Origin of the sequence: Aliidongia dinghuensis, assembly GCF_014643535.1 — a bacterium.
Lineage (GTDB): Bacteria > Pseudomonadota > Alphaproteobacteria > ATCC43930 > CGMCC-115725 > Aliidongia > Aliidongia dinghuensis.
On sequence record NZ_BMJQ01000008.1, the window covers coordinates 164,441 to 188,989 of the forward strand.

27 protein-coding genes and 1 pseudogene are annotated in these 24,549 nt (G+C 65.8%); 16 read left to right on the forward strand and 12 right to left on the reverse strand.

All coding sequences use genetic code 11. The features are described 5' to 3' along the window. The first annotated feature begins 67 nt into the window (after positions 1–67). The 3 genes and pseudogenes from IEY58_RS16420 (at position 68) to IEY58_RS16430 (ending at position 1,676) form a co-directional block, all read left to right on the forward strand. Entirely contained in the window at positions 68–1,054 is a 987-nt protein-coding gene (locus tag IEY58_RS16420) for a bifunctional riboflavin kinase/FAD synthetase (RefSeq protein WP_189047678.1), read from the forward strand. Between the two features lie 15 nt (positions 1,055–1,069). Next, a pseudogene (locus tag IEY58_RS34650) lies at positions 1,070–1,129 on the forward strand (5-oxoproline transporter, DUF979 family subunit); the annotation flags it as partial. A 94-nt stretch (positions 1,130–1,223) separates the two neighbouring features. Further along, positions 1,224–1,676 carry a DUF6455 family protein gene (locus IEY58_RS16430; RefSeq protein WP_189047680.1) on the forward strand — a complete coding sequence of 151 codons (453 nt, stop codon included), beginning with the start codon at positions 1,224–1,226 and terminating at the stop codon, positions 1,674–1,676. A gap of 37 nt (positions 1,677–1,713) precedes the next feature. On the opposite strand, the gene IEY58_RS16435 is transcribed toward IEY58_RS16430, so the two are convergent. Further along, positions 1,714–2,115 carry a DUF983 domain-containing protein gene (locus IEY58_RS16435; protein WP_189047682.1) on the reverse strand — a complete coding sequence of 134 codons (402 nt, stop codon included), beginning with the start codon at positions 2,113–2,115 and terminating at the stop codon, positions 1,714–1,716. A 284-nt stretch (positions 2,116–2,399) separates the two neighbouring features. Here IEY58_RS16435 and IEY58_RS16440 point away from each other — a divergent pair, with 284 nt between their 5' ends. Then, complete coding sequence (locus IEY58_RS16440; protein ID WP_189047684.1) at positions 2,400–2,903, forward strand: RT0821/Lpp0805 family surface protein; 504 nt, start codon at positions 2,400–2,402, stop codon at positions 2,901–2,903. Between the two features lie 83 nt (positions 2,904–2,986). Here the strand turns inward: IEY58_RS16440 and IEY58_RS16445 are convergent, their stop codons facing one another. Then, positions 2,987–3,355 (reverse strand): antibiotic biosynthesis monooxygenase family protein, encoded by a 369-nt coding sequence (locus tag IEY58_RS16445; RefSeq protein ID WP_189047686.1) that lies wholly within the window; start codon positions 3,353–3,355, stop codon positions 2,987–2,989. 133 nt (positions 3,356–3,488) lie between these two features. On the opposite strand from IEY58_RS16445, the gene IEY58_RS16450 reads away from it, so the two are divergent. Then, a complete protein-coding gene (locus tag IEY58_RS16450; protein ID WP_229743761.1) occupies positions 3,489–3,929 on the forward strand; it encodes a MarR family winged helix-turn-helix transcriptional regulator in 441 nt (146 codons plus the stop codon). A gap of 39 nt (positions 3,930–3,968) precedes the next feature. On the opposite strand, the gene IEY58_RS16455 is transcribed toward IEY58_RS16450, so the two are convergent. From IEY58_RS16455 to queC, 3 genes are all read right to left on the reverse strand, one after another. After that, positions 3,969–5,102: an acyl-CoA dehydrogenase family protein gene (locus tag IEY58_RS16455; RefSeq protein WP_189047690.1), complete on the reverse strand. Its 1,134-nt coding sequence runs from the start codon at positions 5,100–5,102 to the stop codon at positions 3,969–3,971. A 16-nt stretch (positions 5,103–5,118) separates the two neighbouring features. Beyond that, positions 5,119–6,315 (reverse strand): acyl-CoA dehydrogenase family protein, encoded by a 1,197-nt coding sequence (locus IEY58_RS16460; protein WP_189047692.1) that lies wholly within the window; start codon positions 6,313–6,315, stop codon positions 5,119–5,121. Positions 6,316–6,402: 87 nt separating this feature from the next. Next, a complete protein-coding gene (queC, locus tag IEY58_RS16465) occupies positions 6,403–7,092 on the reverse strand; it encodes a 7-cyano-7-deazaguanine synthase QueC (RefSeq protein WP_189047694.1) in 690 nt (229 codons plus the stop codon). Between the two features lie 215 nt (positions 7,093–7,307). On the opposite strand from queC, the gene IEY58_RS16470 reads away from it, so the two are divergent. From IEY58_RS16470 to IEY58_RS16490, 5 genes are all read left to right on the forward strand, one after another. Continuing rightward, on the forward strand, positions 7,308–9,257 hold the full coding sequence (locus tag IEY58_RS16470; protein WP_229743762.1) for a S9 family peptidase: 1,950 nt from the start codon (positions 7,308–7,310) through the stop codon (positions 9,255–9,257). Positions 9,258–9,591: 334 nt separating this feature from the next. Beyond that, positions 9,592–9,843 carry a hypothetical protein gene (locus tag IEY58_RS16475; protein WP_189047696.1) on the forward strand — a complete coding sequence of 84 codons (252 nt, stop codon included), beginning with the start codon at positions 9,592–9,594 and terminating at the stop codon, positions 9,841–9,843. Next, positions 9,840–10,076 (forward strand): hypothetical protein, encoded by a 237-nt coding sequence (locus IEY58_RS16480; protein WP_189047697.1) that lies wholly within the window; start codon positions 9,840–9,842, stop codon positions 10,074–10,076. Before IEY58_RS16475 ends, IEY58_RS16480 begins: the two co-directional genes overlap by 4 nt. Positions 10,077–10,422: 346 nt before the next feature. Further along, positions 10,423–11,025, forward strand: coding sequence for a DJ-1/PfpI family protein (locus IEY58_RS16485; RefSeq protein WP_189047699.1), 603 nt, complete (start codon positions 10,423–10,425; stop codon positions 11,023–11,025). 19 nt (positions 11,026–11,044) lie between these two features. Further along, positions 11,045–11,371 carry a ribbon-helix-helix domain-containing protein gene (locus IEY58_RS16490; protein ID WP_189047701.1) on the forward strand — a complete coding sequence of 109 codons (327 nt, stop codon included), beginning with the start codon at positions 11,045–11,047 and terminating at the stop codon, positions 11,369–11,371. Between the two features lie 170 nt (positions 11,372–11,541). On the opposite strand, the gene IEY58_RS16495 is transcribed toward IEY58_RS16490, so the two are convergent. Further along, the gene (locus tag IEY58_RS16495) at positions 11,542–12,471 is read right to left on the reverse strand and encodes a LysR family transcriptional regulator (RefSeq protein ID WP_229743763.1); all 930 of its coding nucleotides are present in this window, start codon (positions 12,469–12,471) and stop codon (positions 11,542–11,544) included. 123 nt (positions 12,472–12,594) lie between these two features. On the opposite strand from IEY58_RS16495, the gene IEY58_RS16500 reads away from it, so the two are divergent. Further along, positions 12,595–13,449: an oxidoreductase gene (locus IEY58_RS16500; RefSeq protein ID WP_189047703.1), complete on the forward strand. Its 855-nt coding sequence runs from the start codon at positions 12,595–12,597 to the stop codon at positions 13,447–13,449. A 116-nt stretch (positions 13,450–13,565) separates the two neighbouring features. Here IEY58_RS16500 and IEY58_RS16505 read toward each other — a convergent pair whose 3' ends face one another. Beyond that, complete coding sequence (locus IEY58_RS16505) at positions 13,566–13,976, reverse strand: hypothetical protein (RefSeq protein ID WP_189047705.1); 411 nt, start codon at positions 13,974–13,976, stop codon at positions 13,566–13,568. Positions 13,977–14,076: 100 nt separating this feature from the next. Here IEY58_RS16505 and IEY58_RS16510 point away from each other — a divergent pair, with 100 nt between their 5' ends. After that, entirely contained in the window at positions 14,077–14,715 is a 639-nt protein-coding gene (locus IEY58_RS16510) for a LysE family translocator (RefSeq protein ID WP_189047707.1), read from the forward strand. Positions 14,716–14,722: 7 nt separating this feature from the next. Here the strand turns inward: IEY58_RS16510 and IEY58_RS16515 are convergent, their stop codons facing one another. Together IEY58_RS16515 and IEY58_RS16520 are read right to left on the reverse strand one after the other, a co-directional pair. Next, positions 14,723–15,676: an OmpA family protein gene (locus IEY58_RS16515; protein ID WP_189047709.1), complete on the reverse strand. Its 954-nt coding sequence runs from the start codon at positions 15,674–15,676 to the stop codon at positions 14,723–14,725. Positions 15,677–15,920: 244 nt separating this feature from the next. Next, on the reverse strand, positions 15,921–16,940 hold the full coding sequence (locus tag IEY58_RS16520; protein WP_229743764.1) for an amino acid ABC transporter substrate-binding protein: 1,020 nt from the start codon (positions 16,938–16,940) through the stop codon (positions 15,921–15,923). Positions 16,941–17,137: 197 nt separating this feature from the next. On the opposite strand from IEY58_RS16520, the gene IEY58_RS16525 reads away from it, so the two are divergent. Next, positions 17,138–18,658: a UxaA family hydrolase gene (locus tag IEY58_RS16525; RefSeq protein WP_189047713.1), complete on the forward strand. Its 1,521-nt coding sequence runs from the start codon at positions 17,138–17,140 to the stop codon at positions 18,656–18,658. 57 nt (positions 18,659–18,715) lie between these two features. After that, positions 18,716–19,924 carry an ABC transporter substrate-binding protein gene (locus IEY58_RS16530; protein WP_189047715.1) on the forward strand — a complete coding sequence of 403 codons (1,209 nt, stop codon included), beginning with the start codon at positions 18,716–18,718 and terminating at the stop codon, positions 19,922–19,924. 60 nt (positions 19,925–19,984) lie between these two features. Here the strand turns inward: IEY58_RS16530 and IEY58_RS16535 are convergent, their stop codons facing one another. Continuing rightward, positions 19,985–20,401 (reverse strand): hypothetical protein, encoded by a 417-nt coding sequence (locus IEY58_RS16535; RefSeq protein ID WP_189047717.1) that lies wholly within the window; start codon positions 20,399–20,401, stop codon positions 19,985–19,987. Between the two features lie 44 nt (positions 20,402–20,445). Here IEY58_RS16535 and IEY58_RS16540 point away from each other — a divergent pair, with 44 nt between their 5' ends. Continuing rightward, positions 20,446–20,925, forward strand: a complete 480-nt coding sequence (locus IEY58_RS16540; RefSeq protein WP_189047719.1) for a hypothetical protein — start codon at positions 20,446–20,448, stop codon at positions 20,923–20,925. Between the two features lie 31 nt (positions 20,926–20,956). Here the strand turns inward: IEY58_RS16540 and IEY58_RS16545 are convergent, their stop codons facing one another. Together IEY58_RS16545 and IEY58_RS16550 are read right to left on the reverse strand one after the other, a co-directional pair. Beyond that, a complete protein-coding gene (locus IEY58_RS16545) occupies positions 20,957–22,048 on the reverse strand; it encodes a DMT family transporter (RefSeq protein ID WP_189047720.1) in 1,092 nt (363 codons plus the stop codon). Positions 22,049–22,567: 519 nt separating this feature from the next. Then, positions 22,568–23,581, reverse strand: coding sequence for a LysR family transcriptional regulator (locus IEY58_RS16550; RefSeq protein ID WP_189047722.1), 1,014 nt, complete (start codon positions 23,579–23,581; stop codon positions 22,568–22,570). A gap of 132 nt (positions 23,582–23,713) precedes the next feature. Here IEY58_RS16550 and IEY58_RS16555 point away from each other — a divergent pair, with 132 nt between their 5' ends. Further along, on the forward strand, positions 23,714–24,547 hold the full coding sequence (locus IEY58_RS16555) for a class I SAM-dependent methyltransferase (protein ID WP_189047724.1): 834 nt from the start codon (positions 23,714–23,716) through the stop codon (positions 24,545–24,547). Positions 24,548–24,549: the final 2 nt, after the last annotated feature.

The window sequence follows — 24,549 nt, forward strand, 5'->3', positions numbered from 1 at the left end:
AAGCGAGCAATCCGCAAGGCCCAATGGCTTGATCGGCGGAGCGCTTCAGGCTACCTCCTCTGTTGCCATGCGTCTTTTCCGGCATTATGCCCCCCTCCCAGCCGACGCGACCGGTGCCGTGCTGGCTCTCGGCAACTTCGATGGCGTGCATCGTGGTCACGGCACGGTGATCGCTGCGGCGGGGGCGATCGCGCGCGAACTCGGCGCACCGCACGGTGTCCTGAGCTTCGAGCCGCACCCGCGCCAGGTGTTTCGTCCGGACGATCCGCCCTTTCGCCTGACGCCGCTTAGGGTCAAGGCGCGCGAGCTCGAGGCGCTCGGCGCCGACCTGCTGTTCAGCCTGCATTTCGACATGGAGTTCGCCCAGCGCTCGGCCGAGAATTTCGTGACCGAGATCCTGGTCGGCGCTCTTCGTGTCCGCCATGTCGTCGTGGGCTACGACTTTGTGTTCGGCCGCGGCCGTGCCGGCACCGTGGCATTCTTGCAGGAAATGGGCGCGCGGCATGGATTCGGCGTCAAGGTGATCGAACCGGTCGCCGATGCCGGGACCGCCGATGCCGAGACCGAGGTGATCTCGTCGACCCGCGTGCGCGAGCATCTGATGGCCGGCCGGCCGGCCGACGCGGCGCGGCTCCTCGGCCGGTTCTGGGAGATCGACGGCCGGGTCGAGCACGGCGACCAGCGCGGCCGCACGATCGGCTTTCCGACTGCGAACCTGATGCTGGGCGAATATCTCCGGCCGGCGGCCGGCGTCTACGCGGTCCGGGCCGGCATCGAGCACGAGCACCAGACGGATTGGTACGGTGCCGTCGCCAACATCGGCACGCGGCCGACGGTCGGCGGCACCGATCTCCGGCTCGAAGTACACCTGTTCGATTTCTCGGGCGACCTCTACGGCGCGCATCTGCGCGTGGCGCTCATCGATTATCTCAGGCCCGAACGCAAATTCGCGAGCTTCGACGAACTGAAGCAGCAGATCACCGCCGATGCCGCCCAGGCTCGGACGATCTACGCCCGGTTCATCCACGCACACCAATGGATGCCAGATCGATAAGCCGGCTCGATCGGCATGCTGTCGCGCTTCTGCGGCACGCTCATGACGCCGATGGCGACCAACTTCAATATCGTACCGGCGGCCATCCCACGCGAATTGACCCAGCGCAAAGACGCGACATGGGCGACGGCCGCAGCATTGCTCGAAGTATCCTGTAGGAGTGACGAGCATGGGCGGCGCGGGACGAGTGGCGGGAACGCCGGTGGGAGGATCAAGCATTCTCGCCCTTGCAGCGAGGCTGAAGCGGCGAGCGACGGCAGCTGTCCTGGAAGCGCGGGCGCGTCAGACGCTCCGGCACGAATTGGCGCTGCTTGCCGATCTTGGGCAGCTGGATCAGGTGTTGGCCGATTGCGGGCTGTCGCCGAGCGATCTCGCCGTCCTCGAACGGCCGGTGCGGGGCTGGGCCCGCCGGCTGCAGGCGATGCAGCGGCAGCTGGGCGTCGAGGCGCTGGCCGAGACTTGCGACCTGGCGCTGATCCGCGACATGGATCGGGTGTGTCGGCACTGCTCGGCCGCCAAGATATGCGAGAAATGGCTGCGAGCGGATGCCGTCAGCGCCGCCCCGGCCTTCTGTCCGAACCGGCCTAATTTCGAGCTGCTGCGACAGGGCGCCTGCAACTGATCTTCGCCCGCCGGCGAAGATCGAGGTCGTCGATACCTTACGGCTCGGTCGGCGTGTCCTGGTTGCGCAGGCCGAACGACCACATGACGGCGGCAATGGCGCCCTTGATGGTCGGCAGCAGGACGGCGGTCAGCACCAGGGTCAGCGGCAGGAATAGGGAGATCGCCAGGGGCGTCGACATGTCGTGCTGCTCGGCCACGAGCATGAGCGGCACGACAATGTGACCGACGACGAGGATGGTGAAATAGGCGGGCGCATCGTCGGCCCGGATGCCCTCGAACCGTTCGCCGCAATGCGGGCAGGCGTCGGCGAGCTTCAGGATGTTGCGCCAGCCGGGCTTGAACAGCGCGCCGCGCCCGCATTGCGGGCAGCACCGGCGGAAGCCGCGCAGCAGCGCGGTCATGGTGCCGGGACGAACCACGGTGTCGAGATAGGGCATTGCGGCGGCTCCGGGCCGGGACGAACGAGATCGGATGGGGAATGAGATAAACTGCCCGGCCGGCGGATGCGAGGGATCGGGTTGCGGTCTTTACGCGCATCTGATGCGTGCACACGTGATCGGGCAGACGACGTGGCCGGGTGCGAGCCCCTTTGACGCACGCCCTAAAGCCGCCATAATCGGGATTGATTTTCCCCGCGGATCGGATCCGGTGCCGTGCGCCGTCCGAGCGGGATTTCCGCCGTCCCGCCGATCGGGCCGGCGGCCGAAATGGAGAGGATTGGATGCGCAAGGTTCTCATCAGCGCGCTCTGTGTGGTCACCTTGGCCGCCTGTGCCCAGCAGGGCCAGCAGGGCTATGCCCCGCCGGGTGAAGTTGGCCTGAACAAGACGACTGGCGGCGCGCTGGTCGGCGCGGGCCTCGGCGGCCTCGCCGGCTCGCAGCTGGGCCACGGCTCGGGCAAGCTCGCGACGACGGCGCTGGGCGTGGTCCTGGGCGGCCTGTTGGGCGGCTCGGTCGGCGCCTCGCTCGATCGCGCCGACCAGGCGGCGCTCAACCAGTCGACGCAGAACGCGCTCGAGAGCGCGCCGACCAACCAGCCGGTGCAGTGGCGCAACCCGGACAACGGCCACTACGGTACGGTCGTGCCAGTCCGCACGTATCAGCCGAACCCCGGGCAATATTGCCGCGAGTTCCAGCAGACGGTCGTGATCGGCGGCCAGAGCCAGCAGGCCTACGGCACCGCCTGCCGCCAGCCGGACGGCACCTGGCAGATGCAGCAGAGCTGACGCCGGTCATCCGCCGCAAACGAAACGGGCGGTCCTCACCAGGGCCGCCCGTTTTTGCTTGAGGGGATACCGATTGGCCGCCGCTACGCGACGCAGATGCCCGGCACGGCCACCTTCTGGAACAGGTGCGGAGAGGCGACGGCCGAGGCGGGATAGGTGGAGAGCTTGGCCCTGAATTCCGGATGCCCGAAGGCGGCCCGGAAGTCGGCGGTCGATTCCCAGACGGCATAGTTCAGGTAAGTCGGGCTATCGCCGATCGCGCGATGCAGCTGGGTCGAGATGAAGCCCGGCTGCCGCTTCATGAAGTCCGCATCGTTCTGCCAGGCCCGGAGGAACGTCTCTTCGTCGGCCCTATCCAGCGTGAAAACATTCACCAGCACGATCGCGGTGGCTTCGAGCGCGATCTGACGTTCGATCGGAAACGCTGGGTCCAGGGGGCGCATGAGTGGCATGGCGGGCTCCGTACGATATGGTTGCATGATGTCATTTTGATATTATAGAGTCATGTCAATTTGACATCATGATGTCAATGTAATTCTATGGTGACAAATGCGAGAGGCCGCACGAACGTCAGCCGGGACTGCCTTGACCGATCTCATGCTCGATCTGTTCAGGCTCAACAGCCGAATTCTCACGGCGGGGGACAGGCTGGTCGCCGGCCTGGGCCTGACGAGCGCCCGCTGGCAGGTGCTCGGCACCATTGCTGCGTCGGATCGGCCGCAACCGGTCGCGTGGCTCGCGCGCGACATGGGGGCCAACCGCCAGAACGTCCAGCGTATCGTCAACGATCTGGAGAGGGGCGGGCTCATTGCCTTTGCGACCAACCCGCATCACCGGAGGGCGCAGCTCGTCGTGCTGACGGACAAGGGGAAACTGACGTTCGACGCCGCCATGCGCCTGCAGGCCCCATGGATCAACAGGCTCGCGGACGGGCTTCAGATCGAGGAGATAGCGACGACGCACCGCGTCATGACGGCGCTCCGCCGGAAACTGGAAGCAGACGGAGAGGGCGATGAGCAAGCCTGACCGCTACCATGCGCGGGTAGCGGTCAGAGGACCAGACGGTCAGTTCGCAGCGGCGAAGCGGGCCAGGTGATGGTCGGCGTCGCCGAAGGTGCGGTCGATCAAGGTCAGGCGCTTGAAGTAATGGCCGCCGGCATATTCCTCGGTAATGCCGATGCCGCCGTGCATCTGCACCGCGGACTGGCCGATGAGGCGGCCCGAGCGGCCGATCTGCACTTTGGCAGCCGAGACCGCGCGGCTGCGCTCGTGCGGATGCGGGTCGTCCGCCCGGTCGGCCGCCAGGATCGCCATGGAGCGGGCCTGCTCGAGTGCCACTTCCATGTCGACCATGCGGTGCTGCAGCACCTGGAACGAGCCGATCGGCACGCCGAACTGGGTCCGGGTCTTGAGATAGTCGAGCGTCAGCGCGTTCAGCGCCTGCATGGCGCCGACTGCCTCGGCGCACAGATAGGCAATGGCGCGGTCGACCGCATGGGCCACGATCGGCAGCGCCTGGCCCGGCTCGCCGATCCGGGCCGAGGCCGGCACGCGAACCCGGTCAAGCCGCAAGTCCGCCGCGCGCGTGCCGTCGATGTTCGGATAGGCGCGGATGGTCAGGCCCGGCGCATTCTTCGGCACCAGGAACAGCGAAATGCCATGCGGGTCGGTCGCGGTTCCGGCGGTGCGGGCCGAGACCAGGAACTGGTCGGCGGCGTCGCCGCCCAGCACCACGGCCTTGGCGCCGGTCAGCAGATGGTCGGCGCCGTCGGGCTCGGCGCGTGTGTCGACATGGCAGAGCGTGTAGCGCGACTTGGGTTCGCCGTGGGCCAGCGCCAGGAACAGGTCGCCGGCCGCGACCTGCGGCAGCAGCTCCGTGCGCTGGGCGTCGCTGCCGGCCAGGCTGAGCGTACCGGCGCCGAGCACGATCGTCGGCATGTAGGGCTCGACCACGAGCGCGCGGCCGAATGCCTCCGCCACCACGGCGAGGTCGCCCATGGTGCCGTTGAGGCCGCCATATTCCTCGTCGATGCCGAGGCCGGTCACGCCCAGCTCGGCGAAGGTCGCCCAGAGCGCGCGGGAGAAACCGTCCGGGCCGGCCAGGATCTTCTTGCGCTCCTCGAAGCCGTAGCGCTCGCGCATCAGCCGGTCGGTCGTCTCGGCCAGCATGCGCTGGGTCTCGCTCAGCGTGAAATCCATGATCGGGTCGCTCCTCTCAAAGGCCCAAGAGCGACTTGCTCAGGATGTTGCGCTGGATCTCGTTCGAGCCGCCGTAGATCGAGACCTTGCGATAGTTGAAGTAGGTGCCGGCGAGCGGCGCCGCATAGTCCGGGCCGATCGGCTCGCCGTTCCAGCCGGGCTCGAGCGCTTCCGGGTTGAAGGGGAGCGCGTAGGGGCCGACCGCCTCCATCATCAGCTCGGTCAGGCCCTGCTGCACCTCGGAGCCCTTGATCTTCAGCATGTTGGCTTCGGCGCCCGGCGCCTGGCCGCTCTTTTCGGCCGCGATCATGCGCAGGTTGGTGAGCTCGAGCGCCATCAGCTCGATCTCGAGCGCCGCCAGCTTCTCGCGGAACGCCTTGGTCTCGATCAGCGGCACGCCGTCGACCTCTTCGGCCGCAGCGATGGCCTTCAAGCGCTTCAGCTCGCGCTTGGACTGGCCGACGCGCGCGATGCCGGAGCGCTCGTGCGACAGCAGGAACTTGGCATAGGTCCAGCCCTTGCCGGGCTCGCCGACGATGTTCTCCTTCGGCACGCGCACGTCATCGAAGAAGACCTCGTTCACCTCGTGCTCGCCGTCGATGGTGATGATCGGCCTGACCGTGATGCCCGGCGTCGCCATGTCGATCAGCAGCATCGAAATGCCCTCCTGCTTCTTCACGGTCGGGTCGGTGCGCACGAGGCAGAAGATCAGGTTGGCGTGCTGGGCGAGGGTGGTCCAGGTCTTCTGCCCGTTCACGACCCAATGGTCGCCGTCGAGCACGGCCTTGGTGCGGAGCGAGGCGAGGTCGGAGCCGGAGCCCGGCTCCGAGAAGCCTTGGCACCACCAGTCCTCGCCCGAGAGAATGCGCGGCAGGTAATGCCGCTTCTGGGCGTCGTTGCCGAAGGCGATCAGCACCGGGCCGATCATGCTGATGCCGAAGGCGACGATCGGCGGCGCACCTTCCTCGGCCATCACCTCTTCATGGATAAAGCGATAGACCGCGTTCCAGCCGCAGCCGCCATGTTCCTTGGGCCAGTTGGGGGCGACCCAGCCGCGCTGGGCGAGCTTGCGGTGCCAGGAGAGGTAATCCTCCTTGCTCAAGCGCTTGTGGTTCAGCACCCGGTCGCGCACCGCCGGGTCGAGCTCGGCCCGGACGAAGGCGCGCACTTCCTCGGCGAACGCGCGCTCCTCCTCGGAATATTTCAGGTCCATCGGCCGTACCCTCCCAGGTTGACGTTCTGATTCAAACGTTCGTTTGGTCAAACCTGTCGCCTGGCCGGCGAGGCGTCAAGCTTGTCGTTAGGCAGTCGGGCGATAGATGGTCGGGTCTGGAATGCCGGCCTCGGCGAAGCCCTTGGCGCGCAGCTGGCAGGAATCGCAGGTGCCGCAGGCGATGTTGGGCGGTTGCGGATCGTAGCAGCTCAGCGTCAGGGCGTAATCGACGCCGAGCTCGGTGCCGCGCCGGATGATCGCTGCCTTGTCGAGCTGCATCAGCGGCGCGTGGATCTTCAAGTGCTGCTTGCCCTCGACGCCGGCCTTGGTCGCAAGATTGGCGAGCGTCTCGAACGCGGCGATGAATTCCGGCCGGCAGTCGGGATAGCCTGAATAATCGAGCGCATTGACGCCGATGAAGACATCTTCCGCCCCCACGACCTCGGCATAGGCCAACGCGAAGGACAGGAAGATCGTGTTGCGCGCCGGCACATAGGTCACCGGGATGTCGTGCGCGGACGAGAGGTCGCGATCCTTCGGCACGACGATGTCGGCCGTCAGCGCCGAGCCGCCGAACTGGCGAAGGTCGATGGCCGTGACCGCGTGATGCCGGATGCCGAGCGAGGCCACCACGCGCCGCGCCGCGTCGAGCTCGATCTTGTGCCGCTGGCCGTAGTCGAACGACAGCGCATGGACCTCGAAGCCCTGGGATTTGGCGATCGCCGCGACGGTGGCCGAATCCAGGCCCCCGCTGACCAGCACGATGGCGTTCTTCATGGGGCGGGCACTCCTTCGGGTTCGGCGATCGTTTGTCTCTAAGAGGTTCGAGCGGGCGGAGCAAGATGGCTCGCCTCTCTCGGTCATCCCCCGCCTCTCGCGGGAATGACGAAAGAATATGACTTGACCTAACGCCGATTTAACTTGTCCGCGGCTTTTCGCGCACTAGCTTCGTCCTTCAGGGCTCCGTCACGGGACCACCAGGAGGATCACTCGTGCAGAAATCGCTTCGTCTTTCCGCTCTCGGGGCTGCGGCCTTGGCCGTGGGCGCCGCAATCGTGCCGGCGCCGGCCAGGGCTGACCTGCCGCCGCTCATCGACGTGAAGGACTTCTTCAAGAACCCGCAGTCGGCCGGCTATCAGCTGTCGCCGCACGGCGAGTATCTCGCCTACCTGGCACCCTGGAACAATCGCTTGAACGTCTGGGTCAAGAAGATCGGCGGCGGCGAGCCGGTGCGCATCACCAATGACCAGGACCGCGACATCCGCTCCTTCACCTGGACGACCGACGACCGCCTCGTCTATGGCCAGGACACGGCCGGCGACGAGAATTTCAAGCTGTTCTCGATCAAGCGCGACGGCACCGGCATCATCAACCTGACGCCGTGGGACAAGGTGAAGGCGGACGTGGTCGATGTGCCGCGCAACGACCGGCGCCACATCCTGATCCAGCACAACCATCGCGACGCCAAGGTGTTCGACGTGTTCCGCGTCGACGTCGAGACCGGCAAGGCGACCCTGCTCATCAAGAACCCGGGCGACGTCTCCGGCTACGTCACCGACCACAACGGCATCATCCGGGTCGAGACCGTGACCGACGGTGTCAATGCCAAGATCCTTTACCGGCCTGACGCGAAGTCGAAGTTCAAGACGGTCATCACGACGAACTTCCGCGAGCAGGTGAGCCCGCAGCAGTTCACCTATGACAACAAGAACCTGGTCGCGACCTCGAACATCGGGCGCGACAAGCAGGCGCTGGTCGAGCTCGATCCGGCGACCGGCAAGGAACTGAAGGTGATCTACGAGAACCCGGAGGTCGACGTCGACGGCGCCATCGCGTCTGACGCGCGCAAGAAGCTGACGGGTGCGGTCTACGAGACCGACAAGCAGCATTACGTGTTCTTCGACGACCAGCGCGAGCAGCTGCAGAAGGATCTCGAGGCGAAGCTGCCGGGCGTCAACGTCGCGGTCGCCGGCACCGACCTCGACGAGAAGGTCTGGCTGGTCAAGACCTGGGGCGACCGCACGCGCGGCGACTATTACCTCTATGACGGCAAGACCAAGCAGCTCGACCATCTGGCGTCGGTGACGCCCTGGCTCGACCAGAACCAGATGGCCGAGATGACGCCCGTCACCTACCAGTCGCGCGATGGCCTGACGATCCACGCCTATCTGACGCTGCCGGCCGGCGTCGAGGCCAAGAACCTGCCGCTCATCGTCAACCCGCACGGCGGGCCATGGGTGCGCGACAGCTGGGGCTTCGATCCGGAGGTGCAGTTCCTGGCGAACCGCGGCTATGCCGTGCTGCAGGTCAACTATCGCGGCTCGACCGGCTACGGTCGCAAGTTCTGGGAAGCGGGCTTCGGCCAGTGGGGCCGCACCATGCAGGACGACCTGACCGACGGCGCCAACGAGATGGTGAAGCGCGGCATTGCCGATCCGAAGCGCCTCGGCATCTACGGCGGCTCCTACGGCGGCTATGCGACGCTCGCCGGCGTCACCTTCACGCCCGACCTCTATGCCGCTGCCGTCGACTATGTCGGCGTCGCCAACCTGCTCACCTTCATGAACACGCTGCCGCCCTATTGGGAGCAGGGCCGCAAGATGCTCTACGAGATGGTCGGCAATCCGGAGGATCCGGCGCAGAAGGCGAAGCTTGAATCGCAGTCGCCGATCAACAGCGCCGACAAGATCAAGACGCCGCTCCTGGTCGCGCAGGGCTTGCACGACCCGCGCGTCAACAAGAACGAGTCCGACCAGATGGTGAAGGCGCTCAGGGCCCGCGGCGTCGACGTGCCCTACATGGTCAAGGACAACGAGGGTCACGGCTTCCACAACGAGGAGAACCGCTTCGACTTCTACCGGGCGATGGAGCAGTTCTTCGGCCATTACCTGGGCGGCCGCGTGGCACCCGGCCAGGACGTGCTGGCGAGCCTGAAGAGCTGATACGGACGCGGGCGGGGCTCAACCCCGCCCGCAACAGACCGCTGTTACCCGCGGCACCTTGATCCTTGTGAGCATCCGCCTCTCGCGCATGTGCAACTCGTTCCTTTGGGCCAGTTTCATTCGGAAATACAACCATTTGTAGTCGTACTTGAATGGCACGACGCAGCAATAAGCTTTAAGTATGTGCTTCACAATAATATAATCGATAATGTAAACAAAATACTTACTGTTCATGTGAGCGTGTTCACAAGCATTAATGATCGATTATAAGCAATATATCGATTGCAGGCACACCTGCCTGCGCACAAATTGGCCCCAGAAATGGAGAATCGATATGTCGTTCAATAATTTTCTGAACCCAACTTGGGTCGCTCCGGGCAATGACGTCTACTGGTGGTATACGTTTTACGATGATCGCGGCGCGCAATATGCAATGGCAAATTGCAAGACCCCCGACGGGCAGATGGTCACCACCGCCGAGGGCGACCGCCGCGAAGACGATGGTCATGTGACCTACTTCGTCAATTTCCACAACAACGGGCCGCAGCCCTGTTTCCACAACCTGAACGGCGGAGGCCTATCATGAGCAAGGTCACCGTTATCACGGGCGCCGACGGCAAAATCGCCGTCATCGGCCACGGCCATCTGAGCGAGGCCAGCGTCCGGAAGACCGGCGGCGGGAGCCAGCCGATGGGCGGGCTGCGCGCCGGCCCGGGCCAGAAGCTCCATGAATTGGATCTGCCGGAGGACGTCTCGAACCTCGCAGACTTCGGCCTGCTGCAGAAGAAGATCCAGACCCACGCAAAAATCGGCGCCTGACCGTGATCTGAATATTCGAAGCGGGGAGGAGCCGGTCCGCGGCTCCACTCCCGATCCCGTCGCGGAGATCAAGCCAGGTCAGAGGCTGGTGCCAGCCACGAAACTCGTGCGGTGGCACGCGTACCTGCAGTTCGGCGACGAAGCGCTCCCATTCGGTCGATTCACGGCCGCACCATTTTCCTATCCGGCCTCGTCACACCCTTGTCCGAGCGACACACCGCAATAGCCGGCTGCTACCCGCTGGCCGCCGATCTGTGCGAGCATCCTGCTCGACCGATCGAGCCCGAACGGCCACACGGATACCCACACGACGCTCGATGCGGCGCGCTCCAGAGAGGAAAAACCCATGGCCAGCCTGAGAAAACCCGGCGAACCTGCAAAGATCCTGTTCCTGGTCGGCGACTATGTCGAAGACTACGAGGTGATGGTGCCCTTCCAGGCGCTGGCCGCCGTCGGCCATCAGGTTCACGCCGTCTGCCCGGGCAAGAAGCCGGGCGACAAGGTCGCGACCGCGATCCATGATTTCGAAGGCGCGCAGACCTACAGCGAGAAGCGCGGCCATGACTTCGCGCTCAATGCCGATTTCGCCTCGGTCGAGGCCGCGGCCTACGACGCGCTCGTCATCCCGGGCGGCCGGGCGCCGGAATATCTCCGGCTCGACGAGAAGCTCGTTCGCCTGGTGAAGGAATTCATGCGTGCCGACAAGCCGGTCGCGGCCATCTGCCACGGCGCGCAGATCCTGGCGGCCGCCAAAGTCATCGAGGGGCGCGCGGTCTCGGCCTATCCGGCCTGCCGGCCCGAGGTCGAGCTCGCCGGCGGGCGCTATGCCGAGATCGCGATCGACGCGGCGGTGACCGACGGCAAGCTCGTGACGGCGCCGGCCTGGCCGGCCCATCCGGCCTGGATCGGCCAGTTCCTCAAAGTGCTGGGCACTGAGATCACACTCTGAACCAAAGGACGCCGGACCGATGTGCGAGATCTACGTCAAGGCCGACCCGATCCTCTACGAGGCCCGCTCGCGCTCGGTCCGCATCCATGGCGTCGTGACGAGCCTGCGCCTGGAAAACCTGTTCTGGGACGTGCTGGCCCAGATCGCCGCGCGCGACGGCATGACGACGAACCAGCTGATCGCGAAGCTCTATGACGAGCTGATGGAGCACCGGGGCGAGGTGCCGAACCTCGCCTCGTTCCTGCGTGTCAGCTGCATGCGGTACCTGAGCCTGCAAGCGAGCGGCGCCTTGCCGGAGCCGGCCGCCCCCGCGATGAGGCGGCCGGAGCGGCATACGCTGCAGTAGGGGGGGGTGGGATGCTCAAAGATACCGCACGACCTTTGTGCGTCGCAGCGCCACCAAGTCGGGTCCATGAATTCGTAGCGATCGGGAATTTCGAGGCAGACGATTCTCGCGCTGCGCAAGCTCGGCTTGAATTGTGTCTGCGGAAGGAGGCTCTGGCAGCTGTTCATGCCTCAGCGTGCAAAGCTTCTGCCGCGCCGCGCTCGCAGCAGGGCCAGAAAGGCAGCGAACACCGGCGAGACTTGATGGCGCGAGGGGTAATACAGGAAGAAACCGGGAAAGGGCGCAGTCCAGTCATCGAGCATCCTGACCAGGTGCCCGCAGTCGACGTGCTGCGCGGCCTCGTTTTCGAGCACATAGGCAACACCGAGGCCGTCAATCGCAGCCTGAAGCATGAGATCAGGCTCATTGAAGGTTAGCGGCCCGGAAAGTCCTACCTCCAGCTGTCTCCCGTCCTTCTCGAATTCCCAGGAATAGATGCTGTTCGCCGTCACCATCCGATAGTTGATGCACCGGTGCGCCTGAAGATCCTGCGGCACGGCGGGAACAGGGTGCTGTGCGAGATAGTCCGGCGAGGCGACGACCGCCATTCTGAGTTCCGGCCCGACCCGGAGCGCAATCATATCCTGTTGTAACTTTTCCCCCAGCCGAATGCCTGCGTCGAACCGGTCGGAGACGATATCGCGAAAGCCATAGTCGATGATGACTTCGACCGTTGCTTCCGGATGCGTGGCACAAAACTCTCCGAGCATCGGGCGGACGACAGCCTCGTAGGCCTGCCGGGTGGCCGTGATGCGAAGTGTGCCCGAGACGCGATCACGGTCGTGATCGAGCTCGCTTAAGGTCTCATCGATGGCGTCGAGGGCCGGTTCCAGCGTCAGCAGCAGCTTCTCGCCCGCTTCCGTGGGGGCAACGCTGCGGCTGGTTCGCTGCAGCAGCGCCATGCCAAGACGCTTCTCCAGCCGCTTGATCGTGTAGCTGAGCATCGAATTGGAGAGCCCGAGTTCGGTCGCTGCCCGCGTGAAACTTCGTGTCCGTGCGACAGTGGCGAAGGCCGACAGATCATCGAGGCTGCCCCTCGACATCGTTCGATCAGTTCGCATGCTCCATCCTATTTATCCAACATGATGAGAAGGATGGCTTTCCCTACCTTGGAGTCAAGGTGCGGGTCTGGCCGCTCTGGGCCGGCCGAGCGGCACCTGGCTCTAAGGATGAAGGGGTGAACAATGATTGGAACGGACGCTGTCTGGCTCATCACCGGATGTTCGAAAGGCTTGGGCCGAGCGCTCGCTCAGCAGGCCTTGAAGTCGGGTTATCGCGTCGTCGTGACGGCTCGGGACCCGTCCGCCGTCGGCGGCCTCGTCACGGAATATGGCGACGCCGCCCTCCCTGTAGCGCTCGACGTCACCAAACCCAATCAGGCGGTCGCCGTGATCGAAGTGGCCGAAGCACGATTCGGCGCGGTCGACGTGCTCGTCAACAATGCGGGGTATGGATATGTCGGTGCCATCGAGGAAGGCGAGGATGCCGACGTCCGCGCGATGTTCGAGACCAACATCTTCGGCACCTGGAACATGATCAAGGCTGTCTTGCCGGGCATGCGCGAGCGTAGGCGCGGCCACATCGTCAACATCAGCTCGGTCGGCGGTCTCACGACCTTTCCGGCTGTCGGCTTCTACCATATGGCGAAATTCGCGGTGGAGGGTCTGTCCGAAACGCTCGCCAAGGAGGTCGCTCCCTTCGGCCTCGGCGTTACGGTCGTTGAGCCAGGCGCCTTTCGAACCGACTTCCGGGGTTCGTCCATGAGGCAGTCCGGAGTCCGGCTTCCTGCCTATGCGGATACGGCCGGCAAGGCCCGCGACAATGTGCTCGCCGGACACGGTAAACAGCAGGGGGATCCGGTGCTCGGCAGCAAGGCGATCATCACCGCGCTGGAAGCCGATAATCCTCCGCTGCACCTCGTGATCGGCGGGGATGCCCTCGATCTCGTCCGACAGAAGCTTGTCGACCTGCGGCGGGACCTCGACACATGGGAGGACCTCACTCGAAGCACGAACTTTCGAGAAGCCGAGAAGGTGTGACGCGAGATCGCGATCGACGCGGCCGCGACCGACGGCAAGCTGGCGGCGGCCCCGCCTGGCCGGCCCACGCCGCGCTCGAGCGGCCGGAGCGGCATACGCTGCAGTAGGGCAGGGCGCTAGAAGAACTCGCCGAGGAACGCGGCCGTCTCGTCCGAGAGGCCGACGATCTTGTTGGTTGCCTGGCGATAGAATTTGAAGTTGAGCTCGGTCTCGGGTCGGCCGTCGTTCCAAGCGTTGAAAGGCTTGAGCTCGCGCCGTCCGAGCGGCCGCTTGGCGAGCGCGGTGCGCCTGACGGTGATGCTGACGCGCGGCGTTTGCCGGGCGATACCGGGCAGCCTGGGGGTCGCCTCGGTGGCGGTGACGACGCCGTGCGCGACGAGGCCTTGGCCGCCGTCGTTCTCGCTCGCGAACATGAAGACCTTGTCGCCTTCGGCGATATGCTTGCCGCCATACATCGTCTTCTGCGCGGTGAAGGCGAACGTCTCCGACTGCGGATCGCGGATCTCGACCTTGATCGCGAACGCCATGCTGCTTCTCCAAATAATTGTCGCCCGGACAATATTCGCATTGTGGCGGCAAATAGTCTCGGGCAGCCTCCGTCCATCGCTGCAAGGAAAGAGGTTGCCGATGATCGCTTCCGCCGCGCTGGCCGGGTTCGCGCTGGTCGCCCTCGGCATGGTCTGCACGCCCGGGCCCAACATGATCTATCTCCTGACCCGTTCGATCATGCAGGGGCGCCTGGCCGGGTTCATTTCACTGTTGGGCGTGGTGCTTGGCTTCGTCGTCTACATGATCTCGGCGGCGCTGGGCGTCACCGCCCTGCTGTTCGCGGTGCCGTTCGCCTATGGCGTGCTGCAATGGGCGGGCGCGCTCTATCTCCTGTGGCTTGCCTGGAACGCGATCAAGCCCGGCGCTCGCTCGGTGCTGGAGCCGCGGCGCGACCTCAAGGTCGACGGGCCCGGGCGGCTGTTCGCCATGGGATTCTTGACCAACCTGCTCAACCCGAAGATCGCGATCCTCTATCTCTCGCTGCTGCCGCAATTCATCGACCCGACGAAGGGCCATGTGCTGGCGCAGGGCGTCCTCCTGGGCCTGACGCAGATCGCGGTCAGCTTCACGGTCAATCTTGCGATCGTGTTCGCCGCCGGCACGCTCGCGCGCTGGTTCGCGACGCGGCCAAGCTGGCTCAAGCTGCAGCGCTGGGTCATGGCGAGCGTCCTGGCCGGCCTCGCGGTCCGGCTGGTGATGGACCGGCGGCCGGCGTAACTGCCGGCTATTGCACCACCAGTTCGACCCGCCGGTTCTTGGCGCGGCCCGCCTCGTCGGCGTTGCTCGCAACCGGCGCCAGCGAGGCGACCGCCTTGGCGGTCAGCTGGGCCGCCGGCACCTTGTACTCCGTCGTCAGCGCCTTCACGATCGCATCGGCGCGGCGCTGCGACAGCTCGAGGTTATGGGCGAACTGCCCCTCGTTGTCGGTATGGCCGACGACATAGACCGTGAGCTTCGGGTTGCCGGTCAGGAGCTTGGCCATTTCGCCGAGCTCAGGCTTCGACTCCGGCTTCACGTCGGCCTTGTCCGTATCGAAATAGATGCCGTAGAGCGCGACCTTGCCCTGGCTGTCGAGCGCGCTCTCGAGCGATTTCGCGTCCAGCACCGTCACCTGGCTGCCGTTCATCGGCTTCGGCTCGACGATCTCGAGATAGATGTTGTTGATCTTGTTGGAATCCGTGTCGTCCATCACATAAACGAACGCCCAGGTGTCGCCGTCCGGCCCGGTCCGCTTGGCCAGGTAAGCGCGCTGGCGATCGTCGATGAACGAGCTCGGGAAGGTGACCGGCATCACCCGTCCGGAATTGACGACGACACTACTGAATTGGTCGCCGCACTCCTTGCCCTTGCAGGCGAAGACCGTCTCGAACTTGCCGGCGGCGAGCGCTTGTTCGTAGTTGCGCGCAACCTCGAGCACCGAATGGCTGCCGTCGATCGTATAGCCGATGCGGGTAATCTTGCCTTCGACCGTCATCAGCTTCGGCGAATTGTCGGTGATCGGCGCGTTCGGCAGCTCGGCCTCGTCATAGGCCGCTTGCTTGTAGCTCTTGATCTCCGACCCCGCGAACCGGCCCAGGACGGGGCTGTCCTTGGCTCCTTCGAGATCGGCCGCGGTCGCGGCAGCTGAGGGCAGCAGCAGAAGGAACGCCGGCAGCAGCAGGCGGACGGCACGCGACAAGATTGGTCTCCATGGTCGTGGCTGGGAACATTCGCGAGGCGACGGGCAGGGGAATGTTCAAGCCGGACGGAGAGCGCGCGTCGGGCGGCGCCAGATCACCTCAGGGTGGTGGGTAGCATGGCGGTCCGGCGATGCGCACGCAAATTCGCGCCGCCGATGGGCGATGTCGCCCTGGAACTGGCGCAACCGGCAGTTCGCGGGAGGTGCGAACCGCCGGCCTTGTTCTCTTACCGGAACGGGTGTCTTACCGGAACGGCGGGGCGTAGAGCAGGCCGCCCTTGCTCCAGAGCTCGTTGATGCCGCGCTGCAGGCCGAGAGCGGTCTTCGGGCCGACGTTGCGGTCGAAGCTCTCGCCGTAGTTGCCGACCTGGCGGATCACATCGGCGGCCCAGCTGTCGGTCAGGCCCATGGAGGTGCCGAGGCCGGGCGTGGCGCCCAGGAGGCGCTTCGTCTCCGGGTTCTCGTCCTTCATGTGCTGGTCGACGGTCGCGGCCGTGATGCCGAGCTCCTCGGCCTCGATCATGGCATACATGGTCCAGCGCACGGCGTGGAGGAACGCCGGGTCGTCCTGGCGCACGGCGACGCTGATCGGCTCCTTGGAGATCACTTCCGGCAGGATCACGTAGTCGTCCGGATTGTTGATCGCGGCGCGCGTTGCGGCGAGGCCCGACATGTCGGTCGTGTAGGCGTCGCAGCGGCCGCCCAGGAACGCGTCGCGCGCGCCGTCCAGGCTGTCGTAGCTCACCGGCTTGATGTCGAGCTTGTTGGCCCGGCTGAAGTCGGCGAGGTTCAGCTCCGAGGTCGAGCCGGTGAGCGCGCAGACCGTGGCGCCCTTCAGCTCCTTGGCGCTTTTGACGCCGAGCTTCTTCGACACCATGAAGGCCTGGCCGTCATAGAAGGTCACGACCGGGAAGGCGAGGTTGAGCGTCGACTCCCGGGTCAAGGACCAGGTAGCGCTGCGCGCCAGCATATCGATCTCGCCCGACTGGAGCGCCGTGAAGCGGTTCTGCGAGGTGAGCGGCACGTATTTGACGTTGTCGGCCTTGCCGGTGATCGCGGCCGCAACGGCGCGGCACTGATCGACCTCGAAGCCGCTATAGACGCCCTTGCTGTCGGGCTGCGCGAAGCCCGGGTTGCCGGTATTGACGCCGCAAACCAGCTGGCCGCGCTGCTTGATGGTCTCGATCGTGCCAGCGGAGGCCGGTTGGGCGAGGCCCGCCACCAGGGCCACGGCGGTGAGCGCCGGGAAAATTGCTTTGAACACGGGAGGTCGCTCTCGCTCTTGGAGGATTGGTACGACGAATTGTTTCATGACAATGCCATGAGCGGGGCGACTCGTCAGTTGCAGTAATATGACAATTGATCGAATCCGCTTCGCGCGCCATGTGAACAGATGAGGCTGGCCCGCCGCGGCAAAGGCGCGTTAAATTGGTCAGGCCAATTATATGTAGGAGGATACGCATGCCGCCCATCACCATCCGCCTCAATCCGAACGACACGGTCGTGGTCGCGCGGGTGGACCTGATGGCCGGAACCGAGATCCCGGGCGAGGGTGTCAAGACCGCGGGCTTCGTGCCGGCCGGCCACAAGGTGGCGGCGAGGCCGGTCGCAGTCGGCGAGCCGATCCGGAAATACGGCCAGATCATCGGCTTCGCGACGCAAGCGATCCAGGTGGGCGAGCATGTCCACACCCATAATTGCGCGATCGGCTCGTTCGACCGCGACTACGCGTTCGGCGCCGACGTGCATCCGACCGACTTCGTACCGGCGGACCAGCAGGCGATGTTCGACGGCATCGTCCGGCCCGACGGCCGCGTCGCCACGCGCAACTATCTGGGCGTCGTGACCTCCGTCAATTGCTCGGCCACGGTTGCGCGCCGCATCGCCGCACTGCTCGACCGCGAGATCAAGGAGAATTGGCCCGGCATCGACGGTGCCGTCGCCATCACCCATGGCACGGGCTGCGGCATGGCGGCCCAGGGCGAGCCGGTCGACGTGCTGCGCCGGACCTTGGCCGGCTATGCGCGCCATCCGAATTTCGCTGGAGTGCTGCTCCTGGGCCTCGGCTGCGAGGCGAACCAGATCGCCGGCATGGTGCAGTCGGGCGGGCTTAAGACCGGGGCGCTCCTCGAAACCATGACGATCCAGGAAAGCGGCGGTACGCAGAAGACGATCGAGGCGGGCCTGGCACGGCTCAAGGCCATGCTGCCCGAGGCGGCGAAGGCGAAGCGCGTGCCGGTGCCGGCGAGCCACCTGACCTTGGCGCTGCAGTGCGGCGGCTCCGACGGCTATTCCGGCATCACGGCCAACCCGGCGCTGGGCGCGGCGGTCGACTTGCTTGTCCGCCACGGCGGCACGGCCGTGCTGTCGGAGACGCCGGAGATCTACGGTGCCGAACATCTCCTGACCCGCCGGGCCCAGAGCCGCGACGTGGGCGAGAAGCTGGTCGAGCGCATCAAGTGGTGGGAAGACTACACCGCCATCAACAAGGGCTCGATGGACAACAACCCGTCGCCCGGCAACAAGGCGGGCGGCTTGACGACGATCCTCGAGAAGTCGCTGGGCGCGGTCGCCAAGGGCGGCTCGACCAACCTGACCGACGTCTACAAATATGCCGAGCCGATCACGGCCAAGGGCTTCGTGTTCATGGACACGCCGGGCTACGACCCGGTCTCGGCCACCGGCCAGGTGGCGGGCGGCGCCACCATGATCTGCTTCACCACGGGCCGTGGTTCGGTGTTCGGCTGCAAGCCGGCGCCCAGCCTGAAGCTCGCGACCAACTCCGCGCTCTATCGTCGCATGACCGATGACATGGACATCAATTGCGGCCCGATCACCGACGGCGAAGTGACGGTTGCCGAGATGGGCCAGCGGATTTTCGAGCATGTGCTGAGGGCGGCGTCGGGCGAACCCACCAAGAGCGAGGCGCTGGGATTCGGCGACGACGAGTTTCAGCCCTGGCAGCTGGGCGCCGTCATGTGATTTTATTTCTCCCGCGTCCTACGAAACGCAACGACAACAAAGACGGGGGGAGAGCACATGAAAGGGAAGTTCGGACTCGCCTTGGGATTCGCCCTGAGCCTGCTGGCGACGACGTCGCTCGCGGAGGCCGCGGAGGGGCCGGTCAAGATCGGCGTCTTGACCGACATGTCGAGCCTCTATTCGGACTCCGGCGGCAAGGGCTCGCAGATCGCGGCCGAGATGGCGGTCGCGGATTTCGGCGGCTCGGTGCTAGGCCAGAAGATCGAGGTCATCGGCGCCGACCACCAGAACAAGCCCGACATCGGCGCCAACATCGCGCGCGACTGGTATGACACCCAGGGCGTCGACGTCATCGCCGACGTGCCGAACTCGGCGGTGGCGCTCGCGGTCCAGCAGATCACCCGGGACAAGAACAAGATATTCCTGATCTCGGGCGGCGGCACGTCGGACCTGACCGGCAAGGCCTGCTCGCCCAACAGCATCCACTGGACCTACGACACCTATGCGCTGGCCCACGGCACGGCCGGCGCCATGGTGAAGCAGGGCGGCGACAGCTGGTTCTTCATCACCGCCGACTATGCCTTCGGCCATGCGCTCGAGCGCGACGCGACCGAGGAGATCACGCACGAGGGCGGCAAGATCCTGGGCACGGTCAACGCGCCGCTCAACACGACGGACTTCTCGTCCTTCCTGCTGCAGGCCCAGGCCTCCAAGGCGAAGATCGTCGGCCTCGCCAACGCCGGCGGCGACACCAAGACCTCGGTCAAGCAGGCCCATGAGTTCGGCCTGACCAACAGCGGGCAGAAGCTCGCAGGCCTGCTCGTCAACATCGACGACGTGCATGCCTTGACGCTCGACATCGCCCAAGGCCTGATCTTCACCGAGGGCTTCTATTGGGACGCCAACGACGAGACGCGCGCTTTCGCCAAGCGCTTCATGGCCAAGGACGGGCTGATGCCGTCAGCCTACCAGGCCGGCGTCTATTCCGCCGTGCTGCATTACCTGAAGGCGGTCAAGGCGGTCGAATCCAAGGACACCCAGAAGGTCCTGGCCAAGATGCACGCGACCAAGGTCGACGACTTCTTCTCCCACGGCGGCTATATCCGCGAGGACGGCCGCATGGTGCATGACATGTACCTGCTGCAGGCCAAGACGCCGGCCGAATCCAAGGGCGAATGGGATCTCGACAAGGTGCTCAGGGTCATGCCGGGCGACGAGGTGTTCCGGCCGTTGAAGGACGGCGGCTGCCCGCTCGTCAAGAGCTGACGGTTCCCAGCCCGAAACTACACCGCCTGAAACCACACCGCCTGAGCTCGGTGAGCGGGCTCAGGCGGCCTCTTCGGCGCCCGGCAGGTCCTCCTCCTCGCCGTCGTCCTCTTCCGGCGCGTCCTCGTCGACCAGCACGGCCGCGATCAGGTCGTAGCGCAGCGTGATGGTGCCGAGCGCCCGGCTTTTGAGGACGAGCGTGCCGCCCGGCGAGGCCAGCTGTTCGAAGGATGCGATGTCGCCTTCGTCCGCATCGAGCAGCGCGAAGGTCAGCCACAGCTGCTCGGCCGGGTCGCGCAGCGCCTCGGTGATCTCCGACACACCATAGACGGTGCCGTCGAGCATCTTCACCGCCGCCCGGTTGTCGGCGAAGGACCACAGATCCTGGAACGGTTCGGCCATGCCGCGGACCAACTCGTTGGTGCGCTCGTATTGTGCCTGCAGACGGGCGCTCATTTCGTCGTCGGTCGGATACATGCGCTTGCCTCCGTGGATGGGTCCTGCTCGCAAGTGCCGCTATTATGAGCGATCGGCGCAGGCGAGGCCAGCGCGCCCGGGATTCGAGGAGAAGCGAACTGCCGCAGGACGAAGCGAAACCAGGCGATCCGGACCGGATCCCCGACGAGATCCCCGGCCGGATCGACGTGACCGACACGCCGGCCAACGCCGTCTTCAAGCTGGTGCGCGGCGATCGCGCCGCGGCCGAGGCCTGCATCGCGCTCGTGAAGACGGTGGCCTCAGCCGACCCCGATGCCGAGTTTGGCCCCTTCACGCCGCTCTTGATCCTGGAGGCGACCGGCCTCGTCGGCCCTGCGATCGGCCATGTCTACCGCCGGGTCTGTGACGGCGATCCCGTCACCATGCTGGCCCTGCTGCACGCGCTGCGCCTGAAGGCGATCGCGGTCGACACGGTGAAGCGGGCGGCTGTCGACGGCACGCGCATCCGCAGGGACACGGTGATCAGGATCGTGCAGGAGAAGATCCCGCGCTTCGGACGATAGACCGCGATCGGCGTTTCCAACGCTTGTGCCGTCAGTGCGGATGGGCGTGCCGATGGTGCAGGTCCGGATAGTGCGGATGCCGGTGGATCATCGGGGCATGCCGATGCATATGGGCGTGCGGTTCGCCGGCCGGCGTGCCGGGTTCATGCGCGTGCTGATGATGCTCGTCATGCACATGGACGTGGTCGTGCACCAGCTCCGCATGCTCATGCTCATGGTCGTGGTGTTCGACCAGATGCAGGTAGAGTCCGAAGCCCATCAGCACAGCGGCGCCGAGGAGACGGGCGGTCAGCGGTTCGCCGAACAGAACCAGGCCCAGGACGGCACCGACGAACGGCGCCAGCGAGAAATAGGCGCCGGTCCGGGCGGCTCCCAAGTGGCGGAGGCCGAGCACGAACATGACCAGGCTCACGCCGTAGCCGAAGAAGCCAACCACGGCCGCGCTTAGCGCCGGGCCGGCTGGCGGCAATGCGGCACCATGCCAGAGCGCCAGGGCGAGATTGGCCGCGCCGGCGGCCAGCCCCTTGGTCATGGCGATCTGCACCGGGTCGGCCGAGCTCAGCCGCCGGGTCAGGTTGTTGTCGATGCCCCAGGCGAGGCAGGCGCCCATGATCGCGAGCGCGCCCCAGCCGATACCACTTGAGCCACTGCCGCTTGGGGCCCCTTGCCAGGATAGCAGCAGGGCGCCCACGAGAATCGCTGCAGCGCCCATAAGAATGCGGCGGTCGGCGTTCTCGTGGAATGCGAGCCAGGCGATGCCCATGGTCGCAAGGCCTTCGAGATTGAGCAGCAGGGCCGCGCTCGACGCCGGCGTGGTGCTGAGGCCGACCATCAGCAACACGGGGCCGATGGCGCCGCCGGCGACGACCACGGCTGCGAGCCAGGGCAGGTCTGCCCGGGTGAGAGATGTTTCCGGCGGGGCGATGCCGAGCGAGCGTCGTCCGAAATGCACGAACGCGAGCCCGGCCCCGGACCCGAGATAGAGCAGTCCGGCCAGCAGCCACGGATCGACCGCGCCGAGCAGCAGCTTTGCGAGCGGCGTGCTGGCGCCGAACAGGACCGCCGAGCCGAGCGCCAACGGCGCGCCGGGCCAAGCGAGGGGGCCGTGGCTAGTCTTCGTCATCGCTCGACTATGCCCTGGGCGGCAGGGATGTCGCGATGGGTTTTGTCGTTCGATTGGAGTCTTCTTGACCCCACGCGCCATCGTTCTGGAGCAGAGAGTGAACCGGCGCGATGGTGATCCCGTGGCGACCCTGGTGCGGTTCGGTGGCGGGACGCAGGCCGCTCAGGTGGTGCTCCGGGCAGCGCGCGGCCCTGCGAAGCGCAGCATTCGGCAAATAAATGGCCGCCGTCCGATCTGCAGGCGGCGGCCGACAGAAATGACTTGCTGTGAGATCAGCCTTTGGACTGCGGGTTTGCAGTCTTGGGCTGTCCGCTCTGCGGCGCGGCTGTCGGGCTCGGCTGGGATCCGGAAGCCGCCGTTTGATCGGAACCGGAAGCTGCCGATTGCGAGTTATTGCCGCAAGCAAGTGCGGGGCCGATGGCCAAGAGCAGAGCCGCGATCAGAACAAGGATGCGCATGGATACGCTCCATTCGTGATGGTGCCCACGGCTCAGAGCTTCTACCGTCCCGCCGCATGCGTCAATGGCCGTGCGGATCACCAGCGGGCGGATACAGCGGGTCGGCGCTTTCCACACGATCGACGTCGCCCGACCTCCGCGCAATTGTCTCATGGCGCGGCACGTCATCGCCCCGATATTTGATGTGCTCGATGAACGCCCGGAGCTTCGGCAGCACTTGGGGCTTGCCTGGGTGGTATAGAAAAACCCCCGGCGTCGTGACGGCGAAGGGGGCCAGCAGCACTTGCAGCCGGCCGTCGGCGATCGGCGCTTGGGCGAGGGGGCACGGCACCTGGGCCAGCCCCAGGCCCTGCATCGTGGCCCCGAGCAGTGTCGGATAGTCGTGAGCGATCAGCGGCCCCGAGACGATCGCCTCGACCGTCTTGTTGCCGTCGATAAAGTGCCAGGGTGCGATCGACCCGTCTGAGCGGCGCCGGCGCAGGCAGGCGTGGCTGCGCAGATCGTCGATGCGCTCCGGCCGCTGCCGCCGACGGAGATAATCGGGGCTGCCGACGACCAGGAGCGGGAACGGCGGCGTCAGCCGCACGACGACCATGTCGGGCGCGATGAACTGGCCCAAGCGGATGCCGGCGTCGAAGCCGCCTGCCGCAAGATCCACCATCTCGTCGCTCGCGGCGATCTCCAGCTCGATCTCGGGATAGGCCTGGCAGAAGGAGGCGATCACCGGCTCCAGCACCAGCGGGACGACCGCTCTGGGAACGGCGAGGCGCAGGAGCCCGGCGGGGCGTTGCCCGAGGTCGCGTGCGACCTCGCTGGCGGCGACGAGCTCGTCAAAGGCAGGGGCGGCACGTTCGAGGAAGCGCTGGCCCGCCTCGGTCAGGCCGACGCTGCGCGTGGTGCGCGTGAGCAGTGCCGCGCCGATCCGTGCTTCGAGCGCCCGCACGGCCTGGCTGACGGCCGATGGCGTCACGCCGAGCGCCGCCGCGGCACGGCGGAAGCTGCGGTGCTTGGCCACCACGAGAAACGTCTCGACGCCCTCGAGCGCGCCCTGTCGGACTGTGAAGTTCTGCTTCATAGCCTATCGACATTATCGCGGATAGCCGTGCGCCGGAAGCGGGCCTATATGTGGCTTTCATATTAGAAGTATCATCGATCTGACGCCCCGAAACCCGCGACGATCACCCGAACCCTTGAGAGGAACCGAGGCATGACTGATGTTCTTGCTGGCGTGCGCGACCACTACCGAGCGACAGGCCTGACCGAGCGGCTGAAGGCGGCGCTCGCGACGTTTGGCGCGGAGGACCAGCGGCTCACGCCGGAGCAACTGGGCACTCTCGACCAGTTTCACACCCGCGGGCTCGCCGCGACTGCCGACCTTGCCAAGCTCGCCGGGATCACCGCCGCCATGTCGGTGCTGGATGTCGGCTCCGGCGTCGGCGGGCCGGCCCGCTTTCTGGCGGCGACCTATGGCTGCCGGGTGACGGGAGTCGACCTCAGCGAGCCGTTCGTCGATGCCGCGCGCTACCTGACCGAGCGCACGGGACAGAGCGGGCAGGTGTCGTTCGAGACCGGCAGTGCGCTGGAGCTGCCCTTCGACGATGGTCGCTTCGACATCGTGTTGCTGCAGCATGTCGCGATGAACATCGCCGACCGGGCGCGGCTCTATCGCGAGATCCGGCGCGTGCTGACGTCAGGTGGCCGGTTTGCCACTTTCGACGTCGTGATGAACGGCGGCGAGCCGCATTATCCCGTCCCCTGGGCGCGCACGCCGGCGACGAGCTTTCTCTTGACCGCCGACGCCACGCGCGAAGCGATCGAAGCTGCCGGTTTCCGCACGCTGGCCTCGCAGGACGACACCGAGACCGGCAAAACCTGGTTCTCCGCGCTGCGGGCATCAGGGCCGCCGCCGTCGCCCAATCTCGGCGTGGTGATGGGTCCGGACTTTCCGCAGCTCGCTGCCAATCTGGGGCGAAATCTCCTGGAAGGACGGCTCGGCATTCTGACCGCCGTGTTCGAGGCCGGCTCGGCCAACATCGGATAGGA

What these genes read in the sequence shown, in the direction of transcription:
- IEY58_RS16505 (WP_189047705.1), bottom strand. Translation starts at nt 13,976, where the DNA reads ATGGCGTTCGCGATCAAGGTCGAGATCCGCGATCCGCAGTCGGAGACG.
- IEY58_RS16475 (WP_189047696.1), top strand. Translation starts at nt 9,592, where the DNA reads ATGTCGTTCAATAATTTTCTGAACCCAACTTGGGTCGCTCCGGGCAAT.
- IEY58_RS16460 (WP_189047692.1), bottom strand. Translation starts at nt 6,315, where the DNA reads ATGGACCTGAAATATTCCGAGGAGGAGCGCGCGTTCGCCGAGGAAGTG.
- IEY58_RS16445 (WP_189047686.1), bottom strand. Translation starts at nt 3,355, where the DNA reads ATGCCACTCATGCGCCCCCTGGACCCAGCGTTTCCGATCGAACGTCAG.
- IEY58_RS16540 (WP_189047719.1), top strand. Translation starts at nt 20,446, where the DNA reads ATGAGCGATCGGCGCAGGCGAGGCCAGCGCGCCCGGGATTCGAGGAGA.
- IEY58_RS16435 (WP_189047682.1), bottom strand. Translation starts at nt 2,115, where the DNA reads ATGCCCTATCTCGACACCGTGGTTCGTCCCGGCACCATGACCGCGCTG.
- IEY58_RS16545 (WP_189047720.1), bottom strand. Translation starts at nt 22,048, where the DNA reads ATGACGAAGACTAGCCACGGCCCCCTCGCTTGGCCCGGCGCGCCGTTG.
- IEY58_RS16430 (WP_189047680.1), top strand. Translation starts at nt 1,224, where the DNA reads ATGGGCGGCGCGGGACGAGTGGCGGGAACGCCGGTGGGAGGATCAAGC.
- IEY58_RS16420 (WP_189047678.1), top strand. Translation starts at nt 68, where the DNA reads ATGCGTCTTTTCCGGCATTATGCCCCCCTCCCAGCCGACGCGACCGGT.
- IEY58_RS16440 (WP_189047684.1), top strand. Translation starts at nt 2,400, where the DNA reads ATGCGCAAGGTTCTCATCAGCGCGCTCTGTGTGGTCACCTTGGCCGCC.
- IEY58_RS16500 (WP_189047703.1), top strand. Translation starts at nt 12,595, where the DNA reads ATGATTGGAACGGACGCTGTCTGGCTCATCACCGGATGTTCGAAAGGC.
- IEY58_RS16495 (WP_229743763.1), bottom strand. Translation starts at nt 12,471, where the DNA reads ATGCGAACTGATCGAACGATGTCGAGGGGCAGCCTCGATGATCTGTCG.
- IEY58_RS16555 (WP_189047724.1), top strand. Translation starts at nt 23,714, where the DNA reads ATGACTGATGTTCTTGCTGGCGTGCGCGACCACTACCGAGCGACAGGC.
- queC (WP_189047694.1), bottom strand. Translation starts at nt 7,092, where the DNA reads ATGAAGAACGCCATCGTGCTGGTCAGCGGGGGCCTGGATTCGGCCACC.
- IEY58_RS16525 (WP_189047713.1), top strand. Translation starts at nt 17,138, where the DNA reads ATGCCGCCCATCACCATCCGCCTCAATCCGAACGACACGGTCGTGGTC.
- IEY58_RS16480 (WP_189047697.1), top strand. Translation starts at nt 9,840, where the DNA reads ATGAGCAAGGTCACCGTTATCACGGGCGCCGACGGCAAAATCGCCGTC.
- IEY58_RS16490 (WP_189047701.1), top strand. Translation starts at nt 11,045, where the DNA reads ATGTGCGAGATCTACGTCAAGGCCGACCCGATCCTCTACGAGGCCCGC.
- IEY58_RS16530 (WP_189047715.1), top strand. Translation starts at nt 18,716, where the DNA reads ATGAAAGGGAAGTTCGGACTCGCCTTGGGATTCGCCCTGAGCCTGCTG.
- IEY58_RS16535 (WP_189047717.1), bottom strand. Translation starts at nt 20,401, where the DNA reads ATGTATCCGACCGACGACGAAATGAGCGCCCGTCTGCAGGCACAATAC.
- IEY58_RS16510 (WP_189047707.1), top strand. Translation starts at nt 14,077, where the DNA reads ATGATCGCTTCCGCCGCGCTGGCCGGGTTCGCGCTGGTCGCCCTCGGC.
- IEY58_RS16455 (WP_189047690.1), bottom strand. Translation starts at nt 5,102, where the DNA reads ATGGATTTCACGCTGAGCGAGACCCAGCGCATGCTGGCCGAGACGACC.
- IEY58_RS16550 (WP_189047722.1), bottom strand. Translation starts at nt 23,581, where the DNA reads ATGAAGCAGAACTTCACAGTCCGACAGGGCGCGCTCGAGGGCGTCGAG.
- IEY58_RS16485 (WP_189047699.1), top strand. Translation starts at nt 10,423, where the DNA reads ATGGCCAGCCTGAGAAAACCCGGCGAACCTGCAAAGATCCTGTTCCTG.